Origin of the sequence: Flavobacterium subsaxonicum WB 4.1-42 = DSM 21790, from assembly GCF_000422725.1 — a bacterium.
In the GTDB taxonomy this organism is placed as follows: Bacteria; Bacteroidota; Bacteroidia; order Flavobacteriales; family Flavobacteriaceae; genus Flavobacterium; species Flavobacterium subsaxonicum.
Window position 1 is genome coordinate 18,212 of sequence record NZ_KE383909.1, and the last position, 15,960, is coordinate 34,171.

A 15,960-nucleotide genomic window follows, 5' to 3' on the forward strand; every position below is an offset into this window, starting at 1 on the left:
CAAAGCATAAAATATTGTGTTGATTGTAGTATTTTAACTATAATTTTTATCTATTTAGAAATATTTTAAATTGTATAATGCCAATTTCTTTAAATATTATGTATTTTGATATGTAGTTCAACGTCATCCTCTGAATATTGTGTTCCTTATTCATTTTTTATATAAATATAATTTAAAAGTTAATTTATTGTAAAATTATATAATTCGATATTAACATAATTTTATAATTTTATTAACATTAATAATTAATCATGTTATATGAAAAACACTACTATTTTAACTGCTTCAAACTTCGGGAAAGGTTTGAAGCGCTGGCACATGGGCCTACTGGTTCTGTATGCCTTAATGTCGGTCACGGTTGGCTACTCGCAAACCGGGACTATTAATATCGGTTCGGGCACGGCTACCGGTGGAATCTTTCCAATAAATTCGTGTTGGGGCTATAATTACAGCCAACAAATTGTAACCGCTTCAGAATTTGCTGCAGGCGGAGGCGTTAGCGGCCAGATTACCAAAATAAGGTTTTATTACGCTTCGGGCGGAACAACCACCACACTTTGGAACAACTGGACCGTTTATTTAGGCCAGACCTCCAAAACGGCTTTTAGTTCGAATACCGATTGGGAGGCTGCTGCCAACTTAACACAGGTATACAGCGGAACTATTACTCCGGTAGGTAACAACTGGATGGAGATTACATTAAGTACTCCATTTACTTACAATGGTACAAGCAACCTTATAGTAGGTGTAGACGAGAACATCGCAGGATATTCTTGTACTGCTAACTGGGGTTCTTATACCAGTACTGCTAACAGTGGTATCTACTATTACAGTGATAGTACCAACCCGGATCCTGCTGCACCGCCAAGCGGTACCAGGACAGGTACAATTGCAAGGTTACAGTTTGAAGGTAATGTGGCATCATGCCTTTCTCCAACAAACCTTACATCTGTTAATACAGGCCTTACCTCTACATCTGTATCATGGACAGCATCTCAAAGCCTTCCGGCAAACGGGTATGCCTACTATTATACAACTACAAACACGCCGCCAACTGCAACTACAACTGCATCTGGTACAGTAGCAGCGGGTGTAACAACTACATCGTTAACAAGCTTAGATAATACCCTTACATATTATGTTTGGGTTAAGAGCCTTTGTAGCGATACTGAGTCAAGCTCTTGGGCGGGCCCTAAAGTATTCTTTCCTGGATACTGTGTTCCTGCGCCAATTAACCAGGATGGTACAGGTATAACCAACGTTGTATTGGGTACTATTAGTAACGCAACAGGATCTGAAACAGGTTACTATGGTAACTATGCTGCACAATCTACAAGTGCTGCGTTAGGCTCTACAGTTAGCTTTGCTATTACATACTCTACAGGATATACTTATGGTACAAAAATTTGGATAGACTGGAATGACGATGCAGATTTTGATGATGATGGCGAACTTGTTTACACAGGTTTATCGGCACAACCAAACCCTTCTACATTATCAGGTTCGTTTATGGTTCCTGTTACTGCATCTGTGGGTAGCCACAGGGTAAGGATTGGTGGTACAGATAGTGATACAGGAGGTACACCATGCTACACAGGATATTATGGTACTTACGAAGATTATACTATAACAACATTCCTGCCACCGGCACCGGTTGTTACAGCATTTACTCCTGCATCGTATTGTGCTGCAACAGGCGAAATTACCATTACAGGTACAGATCTTGGCAATGCAGTATTAACAATAGGAGGTACAGTAGTTGCTACAACATCTAACACAACCACACAAGTGGTGGCAACAGTTCCTGCGGGCGTGTCTGGTACAGTAAACATTACTACTGTAGGTGGTACATTTACAACAGCGGGTACTTTTGTAGTTAACGCACCTGCTGTGTTTACTTTAAGTGATGATGCAGAAGCTATTTGCCTTGGTAATGCTACACCTGCTTTAACAATTACAGAAGGAGCAGCAGCTTTTGATACGTACGTATGGTCTCCTTCTACAGGAGTTACAGGTACTGCTGCTACTGGTTTTGTTTTTGCTCCAACAGAAACTACTACCTATACATTAACGGCTACACAATCTGCCGGCCCATGTATGGTAAATGCTACTTATGTTGTAACAGTTAACCCGTTACCAAACCCGGTAACAGTAAACCCATCAGAATACGAGGCATGTTTAAACGAAGTTGTAGCTATTACTGCTACAGGTGGCGAGTCTATCATTCCGGTGGCATATTGTACACCTGCAGTAGGTACATTTAATGGTGGTGCAACTGGAGATTATTTAAATAACTTCTCGTTTGCAAACATTACAAACAACGCCTCTGGCGATACTGTAAGTGATTATACGTATTACAGTGCTTTAACAGCAAACGTAACTGCCGGTACTGCATATACTATTACATTACAGCCTGGTAGCCCAAGCTGGACTGAGTGGTTCCGCGTATGGATAGATTACAATCAGGATGGTACTTTTAGCGATGATGAAAGTGTTTACACATCGGCTACAGGCCTAAACTCTACAACTACATCTACCGGTACAATTACAGTACCTGCAACTGCAATAAACGGTGTAACGCGTATGCGTGTACTTTGCAGCTACAGTACTTTATCTCTTGTATCTGCAGATTGTAGCCACTCTGGCTATGGCGAGTACGAAGATTATAACGTAAACATTACAGGCGCTACAAACGCTGTTGATTATGTTTGGACTCCGGTAACAGGATTATATTCTGATGCTGCCGGTACCGTGCCTTACGTAGCAGGTACATCTGCACAAACAGTTTATGCTATGCCAGCAGCAGCTACAAGCTATACTGCTACAGCTACTACAGATCTTGGATGCCCGGCATCTGCAACAGCAGCATTAACAGTTACTGTTACCCCTGCACCTACAACTACAGTAACAGAGGTACTTTACACTGTTGTAACAACAGTTAGCCAATTAGATATTACAGGTACTGCGGTACAGTGGTATACAACTCCAACAGGTGGCACGCCACTTGCTCCAACTACAGAGCTTGAAACAGGTATATACTATGCATCTCAAACACTTAACGGTTGCGAAAGCCAGACAAGGTTTGCTGTAGATGTAACTGTTATTTTACCAATAATGGACTGGGTTAACCTACAATGGCCACCGGTTTTAACTATCGCACAGGGTGCTGCAGGTACAGTGTATGCACAAGGCCTTGAGGCTGGTGTAACTCCTGGTGCAGGTCCTGGTGTTGGTGTACAGGCATGGATTGGTGTTAGCGCTACAGATTCTAACCCATCTACATGGACTACATGGATCCCGATGACTTTCAACACACAAGTTGGCGATAAAGATGAGTACATGGCAGCTATTGGCGCAAGCTTAGCACCTGGTACATACTACTACGCAAGTAGATTTAAATTATTAGATGGCCCTTACAGATATGGTGGCTACAATGCCGATGGCGGTTCTTTCTGGAACGGTACATCTAACGTAAGTGGAATTTTAACAGTACAGTGTGCTACAGCTGCACCGGTTGCCGCTGCTATGCAAAGTTTTTGTAATGCCGGTACAGTGGCAGGTTTAACTGCTACAGGTACTACAGTACAATGGTATGCTGCTGCAACAGGCGGTACGGCTCTTGCCGGTACAACTGCTCTTGTAGATGGTACTACTTACTACGCATCTCAAACAGTAGGTTGCGAAAGCCTTACAAGAACTGCGGTTATGGTTCATGTAAATGTTACACCAGCACCTACAGGTACTGCTGCACAAACTTTTGATGCTGCAGGATTTGTTTCTGGCTTAACAGCTACAGGTACAAACATACAGTGGTATGCTGCTGCAACAGGTGGTACTGCTCTTGCAGGTACAACACCTCTTGTTAACGGTACTACATACTATGCTTCTCAAACTATAGAGGGTTGCGAAAGCCTTGTAAGGTTTGCTGTAACAGTAACTATTACCGCTGCCGAACTTGATTTTGTTAACCTTCAATGGCCGGGTGCTGCTACAATTGTAGAGGGTAACTCTGCTACAGTATATGCTCAGGCTTACGAGGCTGGCGTTACGCCTGGTGCTGGTCCTGGTGCTGGTATTACAGCATGGATTGGTATTGGCACTACTGATACAGATCCGTCTGCGTTTACTACATGGGTACCTATGACGTTTGGTTCTCAGGCCGGTAATAACGACGAGTTTATGGCTGCCATTGGTGCAGACCTTGCTCCGGGTACGTACTACTATGCTTCTAAATTCCAGATCGATGGTGGTACAGCTACTTACGGTGGCTACAGCGCTGCCGGTGGTGGCGAGTGGAATGGTACTACCAATGTAAACGGTGTACTTACAGTACTTTGCTTTACAAGTGCTCCTTACGCAGATGCCGTTCAGGTATTTTGTAACAGCGCTACTGTTGCCAGCTTAGATGCAATGGCAGAAAACGTACAGTGGTATGCTACCGCTACAGGCGGAGAGGCTTTATCTGCTGATACTGCAATTGTAGATGGTACTGTTTACTATGCTTCTCAAACGGTTAACGGTTGCGAAAGTACTACAAGGGTAGAAGTTACTGCTTATGTATTTGTAATTGCTGTTCCTGTAGGAAGTGGTGTTCAGCAAGTAGAAATTGAAGAAGGTGATGTTGCTACTATCGAAGATATTATTGTAGAAAGCGAAGGCGAAGTTGTTTGGTATGCTACGGCAGAAGATGCAGCTAACGGCGTTAACCCACTTTCTTACGATTTTGAAATTGTATCGGGTACTACGTACTACGCAGTTACTACAATAGATGAGTGTTCAAGTATTGGTGCACTACCTGTAATGGTTGATATAGTACTTGGCAACAGGAGTTTTGATGTAGCTTCTTTTAGCTACTATCCAAACCCGGTAAAAGATGTACTTAACATTTCTTACTCTTCTAACATTACATCTGTAAAAGTATTTAATTTATTAGGCCAGCAGGTTATGGATTTACAGCCAACTGCTACCGATGTAAAAGTTGATATGACTAAACTTGCCGAAGGCCCTTACATTATTAATGTAACTGCCGGTAATACAGTAAAAACAATTAAAGTTGTTAAAAAGCAGTAGTGTAAGTTAATTGATGCCGCCTGCCCCGCAGGCAGCAAAACTAAGCCACCAAATTTTTTTGGTGGCTTTTTTATTTTAAAGAGTAACTTTGTTAAAAAATAAGGCTAATGATGTTTTCGTTAATAATACCGGTATATAACAGGCCAGACGAAATTGAAGAACTACTGCACAGCTTAACGCTGCAAACCTACAACCAGCCTTTTGAGGTGGTTGTTATAGAAGATGGCTCTACTATAGCCTGCGATGAGGTAATTGCTAAGTTTAACCACCAGCTTACTATAACCTACTATTATAAGCAAAACAGCGGCCCGGGCGACTCCCGCAATTTTGGCATGCAGCATGCCGGGGGCGACTATTTTATTATATTTGACTCTGATTGTGTTATACCTCCGCATTATTTGCAAAGCGTTGCCGATAATCTTGCAGCCGGTTATACTGATTGTTTTGGCGGACCCGATGGAGCTCTTGATTCGTTTAGCGATGTGCAGAAGGCCATCAATTTTGCCATGACGTCTTTTCTTACCACCGGTGGCATTAGGGGCAAATCAGAGAAAATAGAAAAATTTCAGCCGCGTAGCTTTAATATGGGTATTTCTAAGCTGGCATTTGAGGCTTCGGGCGGGTTTGGAAACATCCATCCGGGCGAAGACCCAGACCTTTCCATCAGGCTCTGGAAGCTTGGTTACACCACTAAATTATTTACCTCTTCTTTTGTGTACCACAAGCGCCGCATAGACTGGGAAAAATTTTATAAGCAGGTTAATAAATTCGGCAAGGCACGCCCTATATTGGATAAGTGGCACCCGGAATATAAAAAGATAACCTTTTTGTTTCCAAGCTTTTTTATAATCGGGTTGGTAGCATCTCTTATGCTTGTGTTAATTGATGTAAACTTCTTTATTTATTTTTATATTTTGTACTTTGTTGCTGTGCTGGTGCTGTCATCGGTAAGCAATAAAAGTTTAAAAGTGGGTCTGTTTTCTTTAGCGGCGGTATTTATACAGTTTTACGGTTATGGTACAGGTTACTTAAAATCGTTTACTAAAATACATTTGCTTAAAGAAGCACCTCAAAAAGCATTTCCTGAATTATTTTTTAGACCATGAAAACAAAAATTATAGGCCTTACCGGTGGCATTGGCAGTGGTAAAAGTACCATTGCACAGTTTTTTGCTAATCTTGGTGTGCCTGTATATATTGCCGACGAAGAGGCTAAAAAAATACTTTTCCTTCCACATGTAGTTCCGGAGGTGGAGGCTGCTTTTGGCTCCGGTGTTTTAACCGCCGGCATGCCCGATAAAGCCAAGATAGCCGCGCTTGTGTTTAAAGATCCGGCTAAACTTCAAACCTTAAATGGTATAATTCACCCAAAAGTGGCCCAGCATTTTAAAGATTGGGTGGCCACGCACCACAACAAACCTTTTGTAATTAAAGAAACGGCTATTTTGTTTGAAAGCGGCAGCTATAAAGACTGCGATGCCGTAATTATGGTAACTGCACCTATAGAAACCCGTATTGAAAGGGTTATGAAACGCGATAACGTAAGCAGGGAGCAGGTTTTAGAGCGTATAGCAAACCAATGGGATGATCAAAAAAAAGCCGATTTAAGTAATTATATTATAGATAATTATAGTTTAGATGTTGCTAAACAGGAAGTTGTTAAAATATTTAATTTTCTGAATATAATTGAAATTTAGCTGCCCTTGTTAATCTTTGGTTAATATTTTGAAGCTGTAAATGTTAAAATGTTAATTTTGTAGTGATGAACAAAACTAGATTCCGCTTACTGGTATTTTTTATGAGCCTATCGTTGATAGGAATAATACTCGTACAGCTATATTGGGTAAACTCATCGCTAAAAAATAACGAAGAACAATTTAAGTTCCACATTCAGCAAGTATTGGGCCAGGTAACAAAAAGGCTTGAGAAAAAAGAAGGCGAAGAGTTTTACAAAATTTACAGCAGGTTTAAAGACAGTACCGGCAGGGCACCATCGCGTACCGATTTATTACCCCTGTACGATAAGGCTGTCAATAAAAATAATGATATAGTTATTTACTCAGACCAGGTTACACGGGAGTATGATGACGATGTGTTCTTTGATAAAGATAAATTTGATGATGTTGTAGAAAAAAAATCATCAAAAAATAAAAGGCCCGATGCCAAAGCAAAAGCAGGTGAGGAAGATGCCGAAAGAAGGATGCGTTTTACCATAGAAGGCTTTATTAAAGATTACAGGGAATACAATTACCTGGAAAACTGGATATCTAAAGAAAAGCTTCAGGAAATGCTATCGTCTGAGCTGGTGCAAAGTGGCGTTAAAACACCGTTTGAATTTGGCATTTATAACGATGGCATGCAAACCAAGATACGGTCGGCTAATTTAAAGTACGACCCGTCTAACTTTCATGAGCATAAGGTTTTTGACGATAATAACGGGGGCTCTAATTACAGGCTGCTGGTTAGTTTTCCTGAAAAGAAAACATTTTTGTTCTCGTCTATCTTAGGTATAACATCGCTGTCGCTAATATTTACGCTTATTATAATTATTGCTTACTTAAGTGCTATTAACCAATTGATTAAGCAAAAAAATATATCGGAAATTAAAACCGACTTTATTAATAACATGACCCATGAGTTTAAAACGCCTATAGCTACCATTAACCTGGCGCTGGATGCGATTAAAAACCCAAAGATATTTGATGATAAAGAAAAGGTACAGCGGTACCTGCAAATGATTCGCGAAGAGAATAAAAGAATGCATGCACAGGTAGAAAACGTGCTGCAAATATCCAAACTCGATAAAAAAGAGCTGGAAATTACTAAAGAACAGGCCGATGTTCATGATGTTATAGAGGGGGCCATAGAGCACGTTCATTTAATTATTGAGGCCAGGCACGGCAGCCTTACACGCCATTTTGATGCACAGCGCACAACGGCTTTGTTAAACGATGTGCATTTTACGAATGTTCTTGTTAATATTTTAGATAACGCCATCAAATATTCTCCTGATGAACCCGTTATAGATATATACACAGAGAATGTTAAAGATTTTATACTGATTAAAATAAGCGATAAAGGCTTGGGTATGAACAAGATTACCCAGAAAAGGATTTTTGAGAAGTTTTACAGAGAGCACACCGGCGATATACATAACGTAAAAGGGCACGGTCTTGGATTGGCTTATGTAAAACGAATTGTAGAAGATCACAACTGTCATATATACGTAGAAAGCGAAAAAGGAAGAGGTAGTACCTTTATAATAAAAATGCCACTAATAAATTAAAAATATGGAAGAAGCAAACAAAAAGATACTTTTGGTTGAAGACGACCCGAACTTTGGGGCGGTGCTAAAAGACTATCTGTTAATTAATGATTTTGATGTTACATTAGCCAAGAACGGAATGGAAGGTTTCGAGAAGTTTAAAAAAGACAACTACGACCTTTGCATATTAGACGTTATGATGCCTTATAAGGATGGTTATACATTAGCCAGAGAGATAAGAGAAAAAAATAAAGAAGTGCCTATTATTTTCCTTACAGCAAAATCTATGAAAGAAGATGTGCTTAAAGGTTACAAAGTAGGAGCAGATGATTACCTTAATAAGCCTTTTGATTCAGAAGTTTTATTAATGAAAATTAAAGCTATTATTCAGAGAAAAGCATCTGAAACTAAAACGGATAACTCTAAATTTGAGTTCCAGATTGGTAAATTTCACCTTAACTCTAAATTACGTTTCCTTACGTTTGATAACGATGAGCCTATTAAGCTGTCTCCAAAAGAGAACGAACTGCTTAAAATGCTTGCCCTGCATGAAAACGACCTTATGCCAAGGGAGCTTGCGCTAACAAAAATTTGGAGAGATGATAACTACTTTACTTCCAGAAGTATGGACGTTTATATTGCCAAACTTAGAAAGTACCTAAAAAGCGATGAAGATGTAGAGATACTAAACATTCACGGAGAAGGTTTTAGGTTGGTAATAAAAAATAAAGTAGCCGAAGAGAAATAGTAAACAGTAACTGTTCTATATAAATTATTCTTCCTATCGTTACAGAATGATAAACCGTGCGGGCTTTTCATTCAGGCGACAGGAGGAATTTTTTTTGTTTAATATTTTACGGAAAACGGTTTATGATGGAACGCAGTCTTAAAAAGGAACGCGGATGACGCTGATTTAGCGGATTTACGCTGATTTTTAAATCTGTGTAAATCTGCGTTTGCTTGCATCCGTGTCATCCGCGTTCTTACTGTATACTGGGGCTGAACACTGAACACTGTTTATTTCCAGTTAAGCTCTAAAGCAAAACATGCTTTATCTTCTTTATTGATGCTAAAGAAGGTCTGCTTATCATCAACACCATGATAGAGTTGTACGGCATCGCCCAATTTAAGCTCGCGCATAAAATTCATATCAAAACTTTGCAGCTGTTGCCTTAAAATAGGTTTGTGGTCTATGCCATCCAGGCACCATTCCAGGTATTTTACGTTATTGGCGTGGTTAACAATATCAAGGTCAGATAATACCACTTTACGCTCGCTGTGCAGTGTAGCTTCGCGAGTAAGGTTTACTTTTTTAAAAGATTCTGCTGTAGACTCCCTCTCCGGGTATTTTTCAAAATGCTCATGGGGCAGGGCAAGGGCTTCTGCTTTTCTAAGCTTGGTATTAAACACCGCCCAGTAGGTAACCGATCCTACAATTTTTTTATCGCCCACGTACATTTCCAACGCTCGTATAGATCGTGACCCTTGTAAATCGTAAATCCATGTCTTTACGGTAACGGTATCGCGCCATTTGGGTAACTGGTCTATCTCAACCCGCATACGGCTTAAAACCCAAGCCTGGTCGTGCTCCTGCATATCGGTAAAACTAAGGCCTCCCAATTCGGCATGGTAACCGGCAGTAAGCTGCAACAGGTTGCACAGCTCGGTATGGCGAAGCAAACCGTTAGGGGTGCATTGCACAAAATTAATTTCCCACTGGTGCGAGTAAACCGATGTAAAGTCTGGAGATATAGGCATTATAAAGAGTCTTGTATGTAATTAATAATAGTGGCGGGCGCGGTTTTAAAATCAAACCAGCGTGCGCCTTCGGTACGCTTAAACCACGTTATCTGGCGTTTGGCAAAGCGGCGGGTATTCTTTTTAATTTCTTCGAGGGCAAAATCCTGCGTAAACTCGCCATCAAAAAAACTAAATAATTCGCGGTAGCCAACCGTTTGCAGTGCATTAAGCTTTTTATGCGGATATAATTCGCGAGCCTCATCTATCAGTCCGTTATTAACCATAATATCAACACGTTGGTTAATACGGTTGTACATGGTTTGCCTTTCGGCCTCAAGGCCAATAACAATAGGAGTAAAGTTGCGGCTGTTTTTTTTAATATTTAGAAATGAAGAATACGGCTTGCCACTGCCAATGCAAACCTCAAGGGCACGCATTAACCGCTGTGGATTTTCCTTAGCTACATTGTTATAATGCACAGGGTCGAGTTCTTCGAGTTTATGCTGAAGGTATTCGATTCCCTTTTCCTCAAAATCGGCAATAAGTTGTTGTCTTACAGCGGGTTCTACCTCCGGAAAATCATCAAAGCCTTTTAAAACAGCATCAATATACAGGCCGGAGCCACCCACCAAAACTGCAAAGTTATTGGTTGCAAAAAGCTGGTCGAGCTTAGCAATAGCATCTCGCTCAAAATCGCCTACGGTATACTCTTCAAAGATGCTTATATTCTGAATGAAATGGTGTTTAGCTGCCGCCAGTTCGTCTGCAGACGGTACGGCAGTACCAATAGTCATTTCTTTAAAAAACTGCCTGCTATCGGCCGATATAATCTCGCAATTAAAGTGCTTTGCAATTTCTATAGCTATGGCAGTTTTGCCAATGGCCGTGGGGCCAATAACAGTAATAAGGTATTTGTGCTGGGTATCCATTTATTTGGTAAGGCCGGCGCCGCAATTGTAGCAAAACTTAGCATCGTCTCGGTGCTGGTTAGCGCCGCAATTGGGGCATGCCTGGGTGTTTAAGTGTGGTGTTTCGGCCATGAATTGTGCGGTTACAAGGCCGGTAGGTACAGCAATAATGCCGTAACCCATAATCATGATAACCATAGACATAAGCTGCCCTAACGGGGTTATGGGCGTAATATCGCCAAAGCCCACGGTGGTTAGGGTAACAATAGTCCAGTAAATGCTGGTTGGTATGCTTGTAAAGCCGCTTTCGGGGCCTTCTATCATGTACATTAGTGTGCCCATAATAATGCACAGCACTATTACGCTGAATAAAAATACCGCTATTTTAACCTGGCTTTTGCGCAGGGCGGCCAGCAACTGGTTGGATGCCCCCACAAAATGGGTAAGCTTTAAGATCCTGAAAACACGCAGTAACCTTACGGCACGTACGGCAATTAAAAATCCGGAGCCGGGAAACAGCAGGCCTACGTATTTGGGTAGGGTAGCAAGCAGATCTACAAAGCCATAAAAGCTGAAAATATACCTGAGCGGCTCTCGAACGGAAACAACACGGGCTATATATTCCAGCGTAAATAAAATGGTAATTACCCATTCTATAACCGCCAGTTCGTGACCGTATACAATTTTGATGGATGCAACACTCTCCAGCATTACCGCCACAATGCTGATAAGGATAACGCACAGCAGGATAATGTCGAACAATTTGCCCGCGCGCGTATCGGCTTCGTAAATTACGGTATGGAGCTTTTGCCGGGTTTCCTCGGGTAAAAAGCCGGTCTTTAAAATTTTGGGTTGCTGCATTATACCAAAAATACTAAATACCTTATAAACGTACTATTTTTAAGGCTTTCTTTTTTCGGATAAAGTCCTGAATGATTTTTTTGGTGTCCTTATTATTGTCCATAGGCACAATAATATTTTTAAGTATCTCTAAGTTATTAACCTGATAGTTAAGGTTAAAGAAAGCGTAGCCTTTATATACGCCGTTTTCTATAAGTACGGCACTACGCTCGTCTATAGCGCGGCCACGGTCTATAAGTACCATGCTTTGGTTGTAAAAACTGTTGGCATCAATAAACTCTTTAACACGAAGGTTGTACTCTTCCGGCAACTCTTTGCCAATGCAGGCACCGTTGCAGCTTTCCAGCTCCAGCGGGAAACAGGCCTGTTTATCAGACTCGTCCATGCCGTTAATTTTTTGGCACAGCCTGTATTTGTCTACAATTTTATAAAGCGCACTGCGCGCCTCTACAATGCCCGGAAAAGAAATAATTTCTTTTTTGCGGCCATCGGTTTTTTGAAGTTTAAGTATAATGTAGCCGTGAGGGTCTTTCTCTGTATACATAGACCATGGGGCGTTGTCTATTTTAAGCATGCGGTTGTACACCGGCTTATTAACCTTAAGCTCGTGGCATTCTTTAAGCAGGGCAATAAGCTCGCTGCCCGTTTCTTCGTACGTAACGGTAAAAGCTTCGCGCTGTATGCGTTTTGATTTTCGAGACGTACCCGTAAAATGCTGGTTAACACGTTTTTTTATGTTGCGGCTGCGGCCGAGATAAATAAGGTCGCCGTTTTCTTTATAGATGTAATAAATGCCGGTTACTGAAGGTACACTCTCAAGCAAGTCTAATAATTTTGGAGAAATACCTTTTTTGGTTTCGCTTTTAATCAGGCCTTTAACTATTTCTTTTTCAACGTCTTTTTCTAATAATAGTTTAAATAGCTGAACGGTAGCCAGTGCATCTCCGGTGGCGCGGTGCCTGTCGCTCATGGGTATGCCCAGGGCGCGAACCAGTTTGCCCAGGCTGTGCGATTTTTGTTCCGGCAGCAATTTTTGAGATAATTCTACGGTGCAAAGGGTTTGCTTTTCGAAATCGTAACCCAGGTTCTTGAATTCGGTTTTAAGCACGCGGTAGTCAAACTGTGCGTTGTGGGCCACAATAATGCAGCCATCGGTAATTTCTATAATGCGCTTGGCTACCTCATGAAATTTAGGGGCGCTGCGAAGCATGGCATTATTAATACCGGTTAGCTTTACCACAAAGGGCTGTATTGGTTTTTCGGGATTTACAAGGCTTATAAACTGGTCGGTAACCTCATGGCCGTCATATTTGTAAATGGCAATCTCGGTTATTCCCTCTTCATTAAATTGTCCTCCCGTCGTTTCTATGTCAAGTATTGCGTACAAAAATCTTTTTTTAAATTTTAATCCCTAAAGATACAAAGTTCGTAAATCAAAACCACTTTTTTTATCGATTTCCAAAAATACTGCTGCCTATGCGCACCATAGTACTGCCGCAGGCTATAGCTAACTGATAATCACCACTCATGCCCATGCTTAAAGTTGTTGGTTGCAGGTTGTTGGTTGTTGGCTTGCCTGCAAGCGATTTGAAAACCGACTGTAAATTACTGAATTCCTTTTTAATCTGGGCTTCATCATCGGTAAAAGTAGCCATGCCCATAAGGCCGGTAACTTTAATGTTTTCCATCTGTTTAAACTCGGCAGATGCCAACAGCTCATTCAGTTCTGCTTCGTCCAGGCCAAATTTAGTGTCCTCTTCGGCAATGTGCATTTGTAATAAACAGTCAATAACCCTGCCGTTTTTTTTGGCCTGTTTGTTTATTTCGGCCAGTAGTTTAAGGCTGTCTACACCATGTACAAGGCTAACAAACGGTGCCATATATTTAACCTTATTGGTTTGCACGTGGCCTATCATGTGCCACTCAATATCTTTGGGCATCTGCTCGTACTTATCGGCCATTTCCTGAATTTTGTTCTCGCCAAAAATGCGCTGCCCGGCGTTGTAGGCCTCCATTAAATCGGGTACGGGCCAGGTTTTGCTAACCGCTACAAGGGTAACATGTGGCGGTAATGTGGCTTTTATATTGGATAAATTATTTTGTATTGACATAATTAAAATATTTTTGATAATCTTCATTTTTACTGAAGATCAATTGTTTAATATCGAATTCAAAGGCTTTAGTTATGTCTTTTGAAATTTCTTTTTCCGGATCAATTTCGTAAACAGTATCTAATTTATTCGCCTTCTTATCGACTGTGCTATTTGTTACTCTAACAAAAAAGAGCATATGAAGGTTGTAATAAAATTCAATCAAAATTTGTTTTGAATGATTGTCGAAGTAATTTATTTTTTCGAGGTAGGTTGCTTTAACAACTATTGTTTTTCTTTTAGTACGATCATCGTACTCATAAAGTGAGTTTTTGCCAGAACCTGTGGCAATAGTTTTTTTACCCCAAAGAAACCTCTTCTTTTCTACCTTGATGTTTGAGTAAGAATCATGTAGGCTGTTGCCATTTTTGTTGGCAATTGAATCGATCTGTACTACCGAAAATATTTTGTCCTGTGCACAACTGAGCGCAGGTATCAAAAAAAACAATAAGAACAGTTTTTTCATATTCTTGGTTAATCAAATTGACCAAACGTCAGTTCCTAATCTTTCAATTTTTAATCTTTCAATATATAAATTACAACTCATAAACCACCAGTCCGCTCCTGAACTTTGGCTCAATATACGTACTTTTTGGCGGCATAATAAGGTTGTTGTTGGCCAGTTGTTTAATCTCGGTAATACTGGCGGGGTAAAGCATAAAACCAACCTGATAGTCGCCATTATCTACCATTTCTTTAATAAGGGTAATGGGTTTGTTGCCGGGTATGTATTCTATACGCTCATCGTTACGTAAATCGCTGATGCCTAACAGCGGGTGCAGTACTTTTTCGTATAATATTTGCGCATCCAACGCTTCTAAAACAGACTTAAACCCGGTATTCTTTAACTGTAAGGCATAAAATTCGCCGCCCAGGTACATGCCAAAGTTAAATTTTTCTTCGGGTTTCCAAAGTTCTAAATGCTTATTAACCACAGTAAAATCTTTAGAAAGCGCCTTTAAAAACTGCTCTTTACTAAGGCCGTTAAGGTCGTGAATAATGCGGTTGTATTCGTATATCTTTAAATCACTCTCTGCAATTAAAAAGCTCATAAAATAGTTGAGGTTGCCGTTACCGGAAGCCTTATCCTGCTCGTACAACAGCTCTGACGATGCCGACCTATGGTGCCCATCGGCAATATACAGGCTGTCTATGCCTTCAAACTGCTGTTGCAGCCATTGTATCTCGGCTGCATCGCGTATGCGCCACAGCGTGTGCTTATCGCGGTTAAGCGACGAAAATAAGTACAGCGGACGCTTTTGCTTGCGCGTGGCTATCCATTGCTGCAGTTCGGGTTTTTCGGGGTAGGTTATAAGCACCGGCTCTGTGTTAAAGCCCGTTTGGTGCAGGTAATCTTTAAAATATTCTACACGGTAGGGCAGGGTATCTTCGTGTTTTTTTATAACGTTGTTTTGGTAATCTTCTATCGATGTGCCCGCAATAATACCGGTAAAGACCCTATTTTTACTCTGAATTTCGTACAGGTAAAACACCGCGCCGGCCTCCTGCTTTAGCACCTGCTCGTCTTTAAACTCCTGGTATTTTGTGTGGACCGACTTAAACCTTGTTTCGGCCGAAGCCTTTTGCTGGTTAATGTAAGCCGGTTTTAGTATGTGTAGGAACGAAAATGGGTTATAGTCCAGTTGCGAAGCCAGTTCGGCAGGGCTGTACTCATCGTAAGAGCGAGATGTTACCAGGCTAACTTTATCGCGCGCCGGGCGAACTGCTTTAAAAGGGACTATTTTTGCCAATTTTTAGGGTTTAGGGTTAATGGTTTGGGGTTTAGTGTTTGTCATCCTGAGCGTAGCGGAGTCGATGGATCTCACTATTATTATGTGGGATACCTCCTGCGTCGGAATGACAAACTGCCTGCTTACTGCGACTGAACGCTGTATTTAAGATTCCTCAACTACACTGCGCTTCGGTCGGAATGACAAACTGCCTGCTTATTGCGACCAACCTATCGG

Annotated in this window: 12 protein-coding genes; 5 read left to right on the top strand and 7 right to left on the bottom strand. The window is 41.1% G+C overall.

Annotation, left to right across the window (positions count from 1 at the left end):
- Positions 1-258: 258 nt before the first annotated feature.
- The 5 genes from G509_RS0110615 (at position 259) to G509_RS0110635 (ending at position 9,082) form a co-directional block, all read left to right on the top strand.
- A complete protein-coding gene (locus G509_RS0110615; protein WP_026991521.1) occupies positions 259-5,070 on the top strand; it encodes a T9SS type A sorting domain-containing protein in 4,812 nt (1,603 codons plus the stop codon).
- A gap of 107 nt (positions 5,071-5,177) precedes the next feature.
- A complete protein-coding gene (locus tag G509_RS0110620) occupies positions 5,178-6,176 on the top strand; it encodes a glycosyltransferase family 2 protein (RefSeq protein WP_026991522.1) in 999 nt (332 codons plus the stop codon).
- Positions 6,173-6,766, top strand: a complete 594-nt coding sequence (coaE, locus tag G509_RS0110625) for a dephospho-CoA kinase (RefSeq protein WP_026991523.1) — start codon at positions 6,173-6,175, stop codon at positions 6,764-6,766. The genes G509_RS0110620 and coaE overlap by 4 nt, the downstream gene beginning before the upstream one ends.
- A 65-nt stretch (positions 6,767-6,831) precedes the next feature.
- A complete protein-coding gene (locus tag G509_RS0110630) occupies positions 6,832-8,355 on the top strand; it encodes a sensor histidine kinase (RefSeq protein ID WP_026991524.1) in 1,524 nt (507 codons plus the stop codon).
- Positions 8,356-8,359: 4 nt separating this feature from the next.
- The gene (locus G509_RS0110635; protein WP_026991525.1) at positions 8,360-9,082 is read left to right on the top strand and encodes a response regulator transcription factor; all 723 of its coding nucleotides are present in this window, start codon (positions 8,360-8,362) and stop codon (positions 9,080-9,082) included.
- A 269-nt stretch (positions 9,083-9,351) separates the two neighbouring features.
- Here the strand turns inward: G509_RS0110635 and G509_RS0110640 are convergent, their stop codons facing one another.
- The 7 genes from G509_RS0110640 to G509_RS0110670 all read right to left on the bottom strand — a co-directional run bounded on the left by G509_RS0110640 (position 9,352) and on the right by G509_RS0110670 (position 15,744).
- On the bottom strand, positions 9,352-10,092 hold the full coding sequence (locus tag G509_RS0110640) for an acyl-[acyl-carrier-protein] thioesterase (RefSeq protein ID WP_026991526.1): 741 nt from the start codon (positions 10,090-10,092) through the stop codon (positions 9,352-9,354).
- A complete protein-coding gene (gene miaA, locus G509_RS0110645) occupies positions 10,092-11,003 on the bottom strand; it encodes a tRNA (adenosine(37)-N6)-dimethylallyltransferase MiaA (RefSeq protein ID WP_026991527.1) in 912 nt (303 codons plus the stop codon). The genes G509_RS0110640 and miaA overlap by 1 nt, the downstream gene beginning before the upstream one ends.
- A complete protein-coding gene (locus tag G509_RS0110650; protein WP_051200122.1) occupies positions 11,004-11,843 on the bottom strand; it encodes an ion transporter in 840 nt (279 codons plus the stop codon). It lies immediately after the preceding gene.
- A gap of 22 nt (positions 11,844-11,865) precedes the next feature.
- Positions 11,866-13,230: an exonuclease domain-containing protein gene (locus tag G509_RS0110655; protein WP_026991529.1), complete on the bottom strand. Its 1,365-nt coding sequence runs from the start codon at positions 13,228-13,230 to the stop codon at positions 11,866-11,868.
- Positions 13,231-13,291: 61 nt separating this feature from the next.
- Positions 13,292-13,954, bottom strand: coding sequence for a YggS family pyridoxal phosphate-dependent enzyme (locus G509_RS0110660; RefSeq protein WP_026991530.1), 663 nt, complete (start codon positions 13,952-13,954; stop codon positions 13,292-13,294).
- A complete protein-coding gene (locus tag G509_RS0110665) occupies positions 13,938-14,459 on the bottom strand; it encodes a hypothetical protein (RefSeq protein ID WP_026991531.1) in 522 nt (173 codons plus the stop codon). Before G509_RS0110665 ends, G509_RS0110660 begins: the two co-directional genes overlap by 17 nt.
- A 70-nt stretch (positions 14,460-14,529) precedes the next feature.
- The gene (locus G509_RS0110670; RefSeq protein WP_026991532.1) at positions 14,530-15,744 is read right to left on the bottom strand and encodes a DUF1015 domain-containing protein; all 1,215 of its coding nucleotides are present in this window, start codon (positions 15,742-15,744) and stop codon (positions 14,530-14,532) included.
- Positions 15,745-15,960: the final 216 nt, after the last annotated feature.